This window comes from Streptomyces litmocidini (assembly GCF_014649755.1).
GTDB lineage: Bacteria > Actinomycetota > Actinomycetes > Streptomycetales > Streptomycetaceae > Streptomyces > Streptomyces litmocidini.
On the sequence record NZ_BMTQ01000005.1, the window covers coordinates 169,501 to 181,358 of the forward strand.

The window sequence follows — 11,858 nt, forward strand, 5'->3', positions numbered from 1 at the left end:
CCTTCGATGGGACGGCTCGCCGCCGCCTCGCTCGTCGGCACCGCCATCGAGTTCTTCGACTTCTTCGTCTACGGGACCGCCGCCGCCCTCGTCCTGGGGCCGCTCTTCTTCCCCACCTTCTCGCCCCTGGCGGGGACCCTGGCCGCCTTCGGCACCTTCGCCGCCGGCTTTCTCGCCCGCCCTCTCGGCTCGGTGCTCTTCGGGCACGTCGGCGACCGGTACGGCCGACGGCCGGTCCTCTTCGCCTCGCTGCTCCTGACGGGCTGCGCCACGGTCGCGGTCGGCTGCGTCCCCACGTACGCGTCGCTCGGCATCGCCGCCCCGGCACTGCTGCTCGCCCTCCGCTTCCTGCAGGGTCTCGGCCTGGGCGGCGAGTGGGGCGGGGCGGTCCTGCTGACCGCCGAGCACGCCCCCGAGCACCGGCGCGCGCTGTGGTCGAGCTTCCCGCAGGTCGGGCCGGCGATCGGCTTCCTCCTGGCGAACGGGGTGATGCTGGCGCTCACCGCCGGGCTGAGCGACGCGGAGTTCCGTGCCTGGGGCTGGCGGGTGCCGTTCTGGGCGGCGGGGCTGCTCGCGGTCGGCGGTCTGCTGCTGCGCTCCTCGCTCGCGGAGACCCCGCAGTTCGAGGAGCTGTCCGCGTCCGGGCGGCGCGCGGGCGCCCCGCTGGCGGAGGTGGTCCGCGACCACTGGCGGCTCGTGCTGCTGACGGCCGGGGCGCTCGCGGTCGGGTACGCCGTCTTCTACACGGTCTCCACCTGGGCGCTGGCCTACGGCACCGAGCGGCTCGGGGTGAGCAGCACGGTGATGCTGGTCTGCGTCATGGCGGCGGTGGCGGTCATGGGCGCGGCCACCCCGTTCGTGGCCCTGCTCGGCGACCGCTGGGGTCGCCGGCCGCTCTGTCTGGCGGGGTGCGCGGCCTCGGCGCTCTGGATGTTCCCGATGGTGGCGCTGCTGCACACGGCCCGGCCGCTGCTGATGTTCCTCGGTTTCCTGGGCTCGCTGCTGGCGTTCATCACCATGTTCGCGGTGATCGCCGCGTACCTCCCGGAGCTGTACGAGCCCCGCGTCCGCTGCACGGGGGCGGCCGTCGGCTACAACCTGGCCGGCGTCCTGGGCGGCGCGCTGACGCCCCTCGTCGCCACCACCCTCTCCGACGGCGGCTCCGGCCCGCCCTGGGGCGTCGCGGCGTACCTGACGCTGGTCGCGCTCCTGAGCCTCGGCTGCTTCGCCCTCCTCCCGGAGACCCTCCCCGGCCGTGCCGGACGTCCGGCGCCCGAGCCCGCCGCGGTCTGATCCGTCCGGGCGGTACGGGACGGCGACGGCCGACCGGGGTGGTCCCGGTCGGCCGTCGACGCGTGCGGGAGGGGCGTCAGGCCCCGACGCTGTCCTTCGGGGTGTCCTCGACGGCGGCCGGGGCCTCGGCCCCGGCGAGCCGGGCCTGCTTCCTGGAGGCGATCAGGCTGGTGATGGTCGTGATGACCAGGACGCCGCCGATGACGCCGAGCGAGAAGGGGATGGAGATCTCCGGGACGTGCACCCCGGACTCGTGCAGGGCGTGCAGCACGAGCTTGACGCCGATGAAGCCGAGGATCACCGACAGGCCGTAGCTGAGGTGGACCAGCTTCTTGAGCAGGCCGCCGATGAGGAAGTACAGCTGCCGCAGGCCCATGAGGGCGAAGGCGTTGGCCGTGAAGACGATGTACGGGTCCTGGGTCAGGCCGAAGATCGCCGGGATGGAGTCGAGGGCGAAGAGGATGTCGGTGGTGCCGATGGCGAGCATGACGACCATCAGCGGCGTCAGCACCCGCTTGCCGTTGGTGCGGATGAAGAGCTTGGTGCCGTGGTAGCGGTCGGCGACGCCGAACCTCTTCTCGGCGGCCTTGAGGAGACGGTTCTCCTCCCAGTCCTCCTCGTCCTCGTCGGAGCGCGCCTCCTGGATGAGCTTCCAGGCGGTGTAGATCAGGAACGCGCCGAAGAGGTAGAAGACCCAGGAGAAGCTCGCGATGATCGCGGCGCCGGCGGCGATGAAGATCGCGCGGAGCACCAGGGCGATCAGCACGCCCACGAGCAGCACCCGCTGCTGGAGGTGCGAGGGGACCGAGAACTTCGCCATGATCAGGACGAAGACGAAGAGGTTGTCGACGCTGAGCGACTTCTCGGTGATGTAGCCCGCGAAGAACTCGCCGGACGCCTGGCTGTTGCCGAAGAACAGCAGGCCGAGCCCGAAGAGCGCGGCGAGCACGATCCAGACGACGGTCCAGGTTCCGGCTTCCTTGACCGAGACCTCATGGGGCTTGCGCCCGATGAAGAAGTCGGCACCGATGAGGGCACCCAGACCGAGAATGGTCAGTACCCACAGGGTCATTGAAACGTCCACTGCGCCTCCGGCGTCGTACGGCTACTGATCAGCGTCGTCGCTGCCGGAGGTCTCCTCCACCCGGCGGCGGACGGGCCGCCGGGCCGGCGCCCCGGGATCGGATCACTGATGATCCGTCCGTATTGACGGGTACGCCGCGTACAGGGAGTACTCCCCTCCGCACCAAGAAGACTACCCGAAAAACCAAGAGAAGGTAAAGGGCAGGGTAAAGGAGATCCAAAAGTCCAGGTCACGCCCGCTTTCCATGGCGGGCGGCCGCCACCTGCCCGAGGACCTGACGGAGGATCCCGCTACCCGGCGGAAGGAGCGGCGGCTCGTACGACCAGGCGTGACCGACCCACGGATCGGCCAGGTGGTCGTCGGGCACGGGGGTGAGGCGCAGCAGCGAGCGCCACAGCGGGTCGAGCAGCGGCCCGTACGCGGCCGCGTCCTCCCGGGCCGCGACCATCAGCAGGTGGACGCCGACCGGGGGACCCTCGTCGGCGAGGTACCGCAGCCGCGCGACCGCCCGGTCGTCGAAGCCGTGCGGGAAGTCGTGCACGATCAGCAACTGCCGGGCCGTGTCCAGGCCGGGCGGCAGCGCGTCGGCCGCTCCGCCCCGGAGCGCCATCTGCAGCAGGTCCACCCGCTCCGTCAGCTGCTCCAGGACCGCCGAGACACCGGCCGCTCCCCGGGCCGGCGGGGCGGCCGCCCCCGTCTCCACGAGGGGCGCGAGGGCCGTGGCGCCCGTGCCCGCCGGGTCGATCAGGTGGACGGTGAAACCGCCGGCCGGGTGCGCCGCGAGGAGCCGCGCCGCGTGCGCCACCGCGCAGTCCAGGGCGAGCCGCCTCAGCTCGGCCTCGTCGAGGAACCCGGCCGCCTCGGAGTGGCCCCGGCCGGAGTCCACCCACAGTCCGCGCTCCAGCGGCAGCCGGACGAGCATGGGGATCCGCAGATCGGTGCGCTCGGGGAGGTGGAGGTCGCCGAGGCGGACGGCCATCGGCTCCTCGGCCGGGACGCGGTAGGCGTGCCAGACGGGGCTGTCCCAGCGGGCGTAGGCGACGGGCAGCGCCGGCTCGACGACCTCGGACTCGGCGACGAGCTGGGCGAGGTCCCGGTCCAGGACCGCCCGGGCGCGCTCCACGAGCTCGTCCCGCCGGGCGCGGGCGGCGGCCCGCGCGGCGTCGTTCGCGCCGCCGGCCCGGGCTCGGTAGTCGGTGAGCACCTCGTCGAGCTCACGGTCGAGCCGGGACTCCGCGAAGTCGCAGGCGCTGCGGTAGGCGGCGGCGGTACGGGCCAGGTCCTCGAACATGCCCCACACCTGGTTGTAGAGCCGCTCGTCCATGGACCAGCCCGTGGCGTCCCCGGCGACCGGCACGGGCGGGCCCTGCCGGGGCTCGGGGCCGGGGGCGGACTCGGCGGCGGGGACCGGCCCGGCGGCGGGGGCGGACTCGGCGGGGGCCGTCCGGCGCCGGGGATGGGAGTAGTCGATGGGCCCGCCGATGGCCGTCCCCGTCGCCGGGGTGGGGGCCGGTCCCGGGTCCGGGGCGGTCGACGGGGCCGCCGGTGCCGGGTCCGGTGCGGTGGGCGGCGCTGTGTGGCGTACGGGCTCCGGCTCGGGGACGCGCGACGAAGCGGCGGGCGACGGGTCGGCGGACGAGACGGCGGCGGACGAGAGGTCGGCCGGGACGGGGCCGGCCGGGGCGGGGGCCGGGGCCGGGGACGCCGTCGCCAGGATCGCGGCCGCGAGGTCCGCGGGGCGCTCCAGGCCCTGGTCGGCGAGGAGGGCGGCGAGCCCGCCCGCGTACCCCTGGCCCATGGCGCGGACCTTCCAGGCGCCCTGGCGGCGGTACAACTCCAGGGCGACGAGGGCGGACTCCGTGTCGAGGCCCGTGATGGCGTAGCCGGCGATCTCGGTGCCGTCGGGGCCGACGACGGCGACGAACGGGGCCGCGAGGGCTCCGAAACGGACGGCTCCGCCGGTCAGCGCGAGGAGGACCGAGACGCGGTGGACGGCGCCGGGGAGGGCGTCCAGGTCGACGGCGAGGCGGTGGTCGGCGGCGGCCCCTCCGGGCACGTCGACACCGGGCGGGGAGGCGGCGCCGGGGTGGGCGATCCACTCCGCGCCCGCGACCCGGCCCTGCTCGTCGCCGAGCGCGGCTCCGGCGAGGACGGGATGGCCGGCCGACACCCGGATCTCCAGTCGGGTCTCGGGCAGGGGGTGGTTCTGCCCCCGGACCAGCTCGGCCGTCATCGTCTCTGTTCCCCTCGGTGTTCCCGGGTGCGGATCATGCGGACAGCTCCCGGCGGCCTCGCGCCTCCGGGAGCTGTGGGTGTGCCCTGCCGGGCTCGTCCTACAGGTGCGGCAGGATGGCGGGCATCAGGTCCTGGAAGGTGCGCCCGTTGGCCGGGTTGCCCAGGGCCGTCATCTGCCAGCCGGAGCCGACCCGGTGCACCTTCGCCATGATCTGCGCGGTGTAGTTGCCGCCGCCGTCCAGGGTGTAGCGCGCGAGCTCCTGCCCGTTCGTCTCGTCGACGATCCGGCAGAAGGCGTTCTGCACCTCCTGGAACGTCTGGCCGGTGAAGGAGTTCACCGTGAAAACGATCTGGTCGATGTGGACCGGCACCCGCTCCAGGTCCACGAGGATCGCCTCGTCGTCGCCGCCCTGGCCCGCACCGCCGACGAGGTTGTCGCCGGTGTGCTTGACCGAGCCGTCGTCGCTGACCAGGTGGCGGAAGAAGACCACGTCCACCGGCTGCTTCTCGGCGAAGAGGACGGCCGAGGCGTCCAGGTCGATCTCCCGGGTGCGCGAGCCGAAGAGACCGCGGCGCGGCGCGGCCTGCCAGCCGAGGCCCATCCGCACCTGGGTGAGGCTGCCCCCGCCCCTCTTCTCCAGGCTGATGGCCTGACCCTTGGTCATGTTGACCGACACGCGTTTGCCCCTCTCATTAGCGTTCCCCGCGCCCGCTGTCCGGTGCGTGCGGTTGTCGAGCACCCTACGCAGCGGCACCGACACCGCGGAGACGCGGTCCGGTTTTGTGTCGGTCTTGCAACACACCGGACCGCCCGTGCGCCCTCCCCGGTCAGGCGAGTCCCGCCTCCTTCATCTGGCGCAACTCCTTCTTCAGCTCCCCCACTTCGTCGCGGAGCCGGGCCGCCACCTCGAACTGCAGCTCGGCCGCCGCGGCGCGCATGCGGTCGGTCATCTCCTCGATGATCGCGGCCAGTTCGGTGGCGGGCCGGTCGCCGAGCTCGACGACGGAACCGGCCTTGCCGCCCTTGCCCTTGGCCCTGCCCGCGGGGCCGTGCGCGGCGAGCGAGGGCACCGGGGCCTTCGCGCCCTTGCCCTCCTTCGCCTGCCGGTAACCGGTGCCGAGCAGTTCCTCGGTGTCGATCTCCTCGCGCGCGATGGTCGCGACGATGTCGTTGATCTTCTTGCGGAGCGGCTGCGGGTCGATGCCGTGCTCCGTGTTGTACGCGATCTGCTTCTCGCGGCGCCGGTTGGTCTCGTCGATGGCCTGCTCCATCGCCGGGGTGATCCGGTCCGCGTACATGTGGACCTGGCCCGACACGTTTCGCGCGGCGCGGCCGATCGTCTGGATGAGGGAGGTCCCGGAGCGCAGGAAGCCCTGCTTGTCGGCGTCGAGGATGGCGACCAGGGACACCTCGGGCAGGTCGAGGCCCTCCCGGAGGAGGTTGATGCCGACGAGCACGTCGTACTCGCCGGCCCGCAGTTCGCGCAGCAGCTCGATGCGGCGCAGGGTGTCGACGTCGCTGTGCAGGTAGCGCACCTGGATGCCGAGCTCCAGGAAGTAGTCCGTGAGGTCCTCGGCCATCTTCTTGGTGAGGGTGGTGACGAGGACCCGCTCGTCGCGCTCGGCGCGCAGCCGGATCTCGTGGACCAGGTCGTCGATCTGGCCCTCGGTGGGCTTGACGACGACCTCGGGGTCGACGAGTCCGGTGGGGCGGATGATCTGCTCGACGAAGCCGTCGCCGCGCGAGAGCTCGTAGGTGCCGGGGGTCGCGGAGAGGTAGACGGTCTGGCCGATCCGCTCCTGGAACTCCTCCCACTTCAGCGGGCGGTTGTCGAGGGCGGAGGGGAGTCGGAAGCCGTGGTCGACCAGGGTCCGCTTGCGGGAGGCGTCGCCCTCGTACATGGCTCCGATCTGGGGCACGGTGACGTGCGACTCGTCGATGACGAGGAGGAAGTCCTCGGGGAAGTAGTCGAGGAGGGTGTTGGGCGCGGAGCCGGGCTCGCGGCCGTCGAAGTGCATCGAGTAGTTCTCGATGCCGGAGCAGGAGCCGATCTGCCGCATCATCTCGATGTCGTACGTGGTGCGCATCCGCAGGCGCTGGGACTCCAGGTGCTTGCCCTGCTTGTCCAGCTCGGCGAGGCGGCCCTCCAGCTCGCGCTCGATGTCGTTGATCGCCCGCTCCATGCGCTCGGGTCCGGCGACGTAGTGGCTGGCGGGGAAGACGTACAGCTCGCGGTCCTCGCTGATGACCTCGCCGGTGAGCGGGTGGAGGGTGGAGAGGGCCTCGATCTCGTCGCCGAACATCTCGATGCGGACGGCGAGCTCCTCGTACACGGGGAAGATCTCGATGGTGTCGCCGCGCACCCGGAAGGTGCCGCGGGTGAACGCCAGGTCGTTCCGGGTGTACTGGATGTCGACGAAGCGGCGCAGCAGCTGGTCGCGGTCGATCTCCTCGCCGACCTTGAGCGGGACCATCCGGTCCACGTACTCCTGGGGCGTGCCGAGGCCGTAGATGCAGGAGACGGAGGCGACCACGATGACGTCCCGGCGGGTGAGCAGGGAGTTCGTCGCGGAGTGGCGGAGCCGCTCCACCTCCTCGTTGATGGAGGAGTCCTTCTCGATGTAGGTGTCCGACTGCGGGACGTACGCCTCGGGCTGGTAGTAGTCGTAGTACGAGACGAAGTACTCGACGGCGTTGTTCGGCAGGAGCTCGCGGAACTCGTTCGCCAGCTGGGCGGCCAGCGTCTTGTTCGGCGCCATCACCAGGGTGGGGCGCTGGAGCTTCTCGATCATCCAGGCGGTGGTCGCCGACTTTCCGGTGCCGGTGGCGCCGAGGAGCACGACGTCCTTCTCGCCCGCGCGGATGCGCCGCTCGAGGTCGGCGATGGCGGTCGGCTGGTCGCCGCTGGGCTTGTACTCGCTGACGACCTCGAAGGGCGCCACCGAACGTTCGATCTTGGAAACGGGCCGCATGCAACCACCGTACGACCCGGCACCGACACTCGGGCGGTGATCGGTTCACCGCTCGGGCGCCGGGCGGCCCGTCACCAGTCCTGGGAGCGGTGCCCGCCGCGCGGGACGGCCCTGCGCGCGACTCGTCCGGCGGGGCGGCCGGCGGGGCGGGCGTTCCAGTTGGCGGGCTCGCCGTAGGAGGACGGGACGTGGCGCGGCGCGGGGACGCCGGGGCGGTGGGGGGGCCGGGCGGCGGGCCGCTGCCAGTCCGGGTCGCCCATCACGAGCAGCGGGTCGAACATGACGACGACGGCGGCCAGGATCAGGAAGACCGCCGGGCCGATGAGCATGGGCAGGAGGAGCGAGGAGGCGGGGTCGTCGGCTCCGGCGCGGGCCCCGGTGCCGTGCAGGTGGACGCTGACGGCGGCCATGGCGGTGTAGTGCATACCACTCACGGCGACGCCCATCACCAGGCTCGCGCCGAGGCTGGCCAGAAATCCATGTACGGAGACGGCCGCCCAGAGGGCCGCCGTGGCGGCCACGACGGCGATGACCACGGAAAAGGCGACGGTGACCGTGTCGTACTCGATCCGGCCCTGGAAGCGCATACCGGCCATGCCGAGGTAGTGCATGGTGGCGACGCCGAGGCCGGTGATGGTGCCGCCGGTGATCAGGGTGAGGGCGGTCGCCCCGCGGTAGCCGACGATGAAGATGCCGATGCCGACCATGAGGACGGCGACGCCCAGGCTGGCGAAGGTGATGGGGCGGTCGTAGTCGATGGGCGCCTGCTCGACGGAGAAGCCCATCATGGCGATGAAGTGCATCGTCCAGATGCCGGTGCCGATCGAGGTGGCGCCGAGGGCGAGCCAGCCCGCCTTGAAGGTGTCCCGGTGCCGGAGCGATCGGGTGGTGCACCTCAGACCGAGGGCGCCGCCGAGGCAGGCCATGAGAAAGGCGGCCACCGGCGTGACGAGCCCGTAGCTGAATCCGTCGACCGTGCCCTGCATGAGCGTGTGCCCTCCACCCCTGGTGCAACGTCGTCCGAAAACAGTCGGTACCGCTGGGTAGTACTACCGGGGCGAGATTATGGCGCGCCGGGAGCCCGGCGACCATGTGACCGGGGAATTTCCATGCGCGAGACCGGAGCGAGACCGGTCCGTGATCTCGGGAACGGCTCCGGGCCGGGTGGGGCGCGACCGTCCCGGACCGGCTCGTCCGCGTCGGGTCGGGGCCGGGCGGCGGTTCCGGGCCCCGTTGTCGGTGGCGGGTCGTACCGTGGGCGGCATGGACATCGACACGGGGGCGGCAGCGGGGCCGGGCTGCCGGGAGCGGGCCGGCACGGTGGAGTGGACGGTCGTGGAGAGCGCCGTCGGGCCGCTCTTCCTCGCCGCGACCGGGCGGGGGCTCGTGCGGGTGGAGTTCCACGCCGACGCGGCGCGGCGGGAGCGGATGCCCGACCGGCTGGCGGGGCAGCTCGGCGCGGAGCCGGTGGAGTGCGCCTCGGGACGGCTGGCGGAGGCGGTACGCCGGCTCGACCGGTACTTCGCGGGCGAGCCGGACCGCCTCGACCTGCCGCTGGACTGGAGCCTGACGACCGGCTTCAACCGGCAGGTGCTGCGCGAGCTGGCGGCGGGCGTTCCGTACGGAACGGTCGTCGGGTACGGGGAGCTGGCGAGGCGCGTGGGGCAGCCGGGCGCGGCGCAGGCGGTCGGGGCGGCGATGGGTGCCAATCCGCTGCCGGTCGTGGTGCCCTGCCACCGGGTGGTGGAGAGCGACGGCGGTCTCGGCGGCTTCGGCGGCGGTCTGGAGACGAAGCGGCAGCTGCTGGCCCTGGAGGGGGTGCTGCCGGCGCCGCTCTTCTGAGCTCGGGCGGCCCCGGGGAAGAGGGGGCGTTCCCCTCGGATGGGACGGCTGGCACACTCACGTAAGTGACCCACACCCCCGGTGCCCCTGACGCTGCCGTGCCCGGCGAGATATCCGCGCCCGCTGCCCCCGTCGCTCCCGCCGAGCTGCCCGCCCTCCGCCGACGCGTCCAGGCCACACTGATCGCCACCCAGATCCTGGGAGGCCTCGGGATCGCCATCGGCTTCGCCCTCGCCGCCGTCCTGGCGAGGGACGTCAGCGGCACCGAGGCGCTCTCCGGCCTCGCCTCGACGGCGTCGGTGGCCGGCTCGGCGCTGGTCGCCATGCCGCTGGCCACCCTGATGGCCTCGCGGGGGCGCCGGACGGGACTCGTCCTCGCGTACCTGCTCGCCGCTCTCGGCGCCGGTGTGGTGGTGCTCGGGGCGGTCCTCGGGAACTTCCCCCTGCTGCTCGTCGGCCTCGTGGGCTTCGGCGCCGGCTCCTCGGCGAACCTGGCGGCCCGCTTCGCCGCCGCCGACCTCGCCGAGCCGGACCGCAGGGCCCGGGCCATCTCCACCGTGGTGTGGGCGACCACGATCGGCGCGGTGCTCGGCCCGAACGTCGCCGCGCCCGCCGGGAAGAGCGTCGCGGACCTGGGCGTCCCGGCCACCGCCGGCCCGTTCGTCTGGGCCGCCGGCGTCTTCGTGCTCGCGGCGGCCGTGGTGGCCGTGCTGCTGCGTCCGGACCCGCTGCTCACCGCCCGTGCCCTGTCGGCCGCCGGAACGGGCGAGGCGGAGGAGGGCCGTTCCCTGCGGGCCGGGATGGACGCGGTGCGGAAGTCACCGCGGGCCCGGATCGCCCTGGTCACCATCGCCGGCTCGCACACCGCCATGGTGTCGATCATGTCGATGACCCCGGTGGCGCTCACCCGTCACGGCGCGGACATCCAGCTGATCGGACTCGTGATCAGCGGGCACATCACCGGGATGTACGCCTTCTCACCGCTGATGGGCTGGCTGTCCGACCGCCTCGGCCGGCTCTCGGTGATCGGGCTCGCGGTCGGCCTCATCGGTACGGCGGCGCTCGTCGCGGGCACGGCGGGACCGTCGCACGGCCGGATCGCGCTGGGCCTCTTCGTCCTGGGTCTGGGCTGGTCGGCGGGGCTGGTGTCCGGCTCGGCGCTGCTCACCGACTCGGTGCCGCAGGCCGCGCGGGCCGCCGTCCAGGGACTCTCCGACTTCGTGATGAACACCGCCGCCGGGATCGGCGGCCTCGCGGCGGGCCTGATCGTCTCGCAGGCGGGCTACGGGCCGCTGAACGCGATCGCCGCCTGCCTGTTGCTGCCGATGGCGGCGCTCGCGCTGCGGGGCGCCCTGCGGAAGGTCTGACCGGACCGTCCGGTCTCAGCGCGGCACCGCGGGGGACGAGGCCCCGTCGGCCAGTCGCCGCGGGGTGCCCGTGCCGTCGGCGGGCACCGACCAGACCGCTCCCCCGTATCCGTACGCGAGGGTCTTCTGGTCCGTCCACAGTGCCTGGTCGTCGATGCCGCGCCGCTCGGCGACGGGGTGCTCGCGTCCGGTGCGCAGGTCGTACACGTACAGCCGCCATGGTTCGCGCGGACCGTCCGAGACCCGCTTCTTGAAGGCGATCCGGGTTCCGTCGGGGGAGAGCGAGGGGCATTCGACGTTCTCCCGCAGGGCCCTGGCGGACCAGTTCCGCATGTCGCCCTCGACGAGGTGGGTGCGGCCGCCCGTCGCGACGGTGGCGTAGAAGCGGTTGTCGTCGGCGGCGAAGGTGACGCCCCAGTAGTTGACGTCCGGGGCGTGGTGGCGGCGGCCGTCGAGGGTGAGCGGGAGCTGCTCGATGTTCTTCACCAGGTAGCCGGTGCGCAGGTCGAGGATCGAGGTGCGGGTGGAGAAGGCCGAGCGCGCGTACGAGTCGCCGGTGGCGAACATCGTCCAGGACAGCATGCGTCCCGAGGCGGAGACCCTCGCCCGGCTGGGGATGCCGGGCAGGGCGATGCGGCGGACCTCGCGGAGCCGGCCGTCGAGCACGAGGACGTACGAGCGGGCCGGTACGCCCGGCCGCCGCTGCAGGCAGAGGGCGGTGGAGCCGGCCGCGTGGAAGCGGTCGCAGGAGGGTCCGCCCGCCACCCGGCCGCCGGGGGCGGCCGGGTCCACGCGCGCGACGCGCCCGCTCGCGGCGTCGCGGACGTAGAGCGCGCCGGTGCCGCCGTCGAGGGTGAAGCCGGGTTCGGCGGTGCCGGTGGCGGCGGTCCGCCCGGAGGCGGCGCGGAGGGTGTAGGCGGTGGCCCCGCCGCCGAGCAGCAGGAGGGCGAGGACGAGGATCCACACGCGCGTGCGCGTGGAGGCGGGGGTGTTCACGTCGAGCTCCCATCGGGGACGGTTCACGCCGGGCTCCCTTCGGGGCGGCCGTGTCGTGCCCCCCTCCA

Annotated in this window: 9 protein-coding genes; 3 read left to right on the forward strand and 6 right to left on the reverse strand. The window is 73.1% G+C overall.

The window, feature by feature from the left end; all coding sequences use genetic code 11:
* Nucleotides 1–6 precede the first annotated feature (6 nt).
* Entirely contained in the window at nt 7–1,293 is a 1,287-nt protein-coding gene (locus IE180_RS13040; protein WP_190157017.1) for an MFS transporter, read from the forward strand.
* Between the two features lie 76 nt (nt 1,294–1,369).
* Here the strand turns inward: IE180_RS13040 and IE180_RS13045 are convergent, their stop codons facing one another.
* The 5 genes from IE180_RS13045 to IE180_RS13065 form a co-directional block, all read right to left on the reverse strand.
* Entirely contained in the window at nt 1,370–2,377 is a 1,008-nt protein-coding gene (locus tag IE180_RS13045; protein ID WP_190157018.1) for a TerC/Alx family metal homeostasis membrane protein, read from the reverse strand.
* 229 nt (nt 2,378–2,606) lie between these two features.
* Nucleotides 2,607–4,610 carry a TerD family protein gene (locus IE180_RS13050; RefSeq protein ID WP_190157019.1) on the reverse strand — a complete coding sequence of 668 codons (2,004 nt, stop codon included), beginning with the start codon at nt 4,608–4,610 and terminating at the stop codon, nt 2,607–2,609.
* A gap of 100 nt (nt 4,611–4,710) precedes the next feature.
* Nucleotides 4,711–5,289, reverse strand: a complete 579-nt coding sequence (locus IE180_RS13055; protein ID WP_030692674.1) for a TerD family protein — start codon at nt 5,287–5,289, stop codon at nt 4,711–4,713.
* A gap of 151 nt (nt 5,290–5,440) precedes the next feature.
* The gene (gene uvrB, locus IE180_RS13060) at nt 5,441–7,585 is read right to left on the reverse strand and encodes an excinuclease ABC subunit UvrB (protein WP_190157020.1); all 2,145 of its coding nucleotides are present in this window, start codon (nt 7,583–7,585) and stop codon (nt 5,441–5,443) included.
* Between the two features lie 71 nt (nt 7,586–7,656).
* Nucleotides 7,657–8,571 (reverse strand): MHYT domain-containing protein, encoded by a 915-nt coding sequence (locus tag IE180_RS13065; RefSeq protein WP_190157021.1) that lies wholly within the window; start codon nt 8,569–8,571, stop codon nt 7,657–7,659.
* 277 nt (nt 8,572–8,848) lie between these two features.
* Between IE180_RS13065 and IE180_RS13070 the strand changes: the two genes are divergently transcribed.
* Together IE180_RS13070 and IE180_RS13075 are read left to right on the forward strand one after the other, a co-directional pair.
* Nucleotides 8,849–9,427: a methylated-DNA--[protein]-cysteine S-methyltransferase gene (locus tag IE180_RS13070; protein ID WP_190157022.1), complete on the forward strand. Its 579-nt coding sequence runs from the start codon at nt 8,849–8,851 to the stop codon at nt 9,425–9,427.
* Between the two features lie 65 nt (nt 9,428–9,492).
* Nucleotides 9,493–10,794, forward strand: coding sequence for an MFS transporter (locus tag IE180_RS13075; RefSeq protein WP_190157023.1), 1,302 nt, complete (start codon nt 9,493–9,495; stop codon nt 10,792–10,794).
* 15 nt (nt 10,795–10,809) lie between these two features.
* Here the strand turns inward: IE180_RS13075 and IE180_RS13080 are convergent, their stop codons facing one another.
* Nucleotides 10,810–11,817 carry a TolB family protein gene (locus tag IE180_RS13080; RefSeq protein WP_229860462.1) on the reverse strand — a complete coding sequence of 336 codons (1,008 nt, stop codon included), beginning with the start codon at nt 11,815–11,817 and terminating at the stop codon, nt 10,810–10,812.
* Nucleotides 11,818–11,858 lie beyond the last annotated feature (41 nt).

What these genes read in the sequence shown, in the direction of transcription:
- IE180_RS13070 (WP_190157022.1), top strand. Translation starts at nt 8,849, where the DNA reads ATGGACATCGACACGGGGGCGGCAGCGGGGCCGGGCTGCCGGGAGCGG.
- uvrB (WP_190157020.1), bottom strand. Translation starts at nt 7,585, where the DNA reads ATGCGGCCCGTTTCCAAGATCGAACGTTCGGTGGCGCCCTTCGAGGTC.
- IE180_RS13040 (WP_190157017.1), top strand. Translation starts at nt 7, where the DNA reads ATGGGACGGCTCGCCGCCGCCTCGCTCGTCGGCACCGCCATCGAGTTC.
- IE180_RS13065 (WP_190157021.1), bottom strand. Translation starts at nt 8,571, where the DNA reads ATGCAGGGCACGGTCGACGGATTCAGCTACGGGCTCGTCACGCCGGTG.
- IE180_RS13050 (WP_190157019.1), bottom strand. Translation starts at nt 4,610, where the DNA reads ATGACGGCCGAGCTGGTCCGGGGGCAGAACCACCCCCTGCCCGAGACC.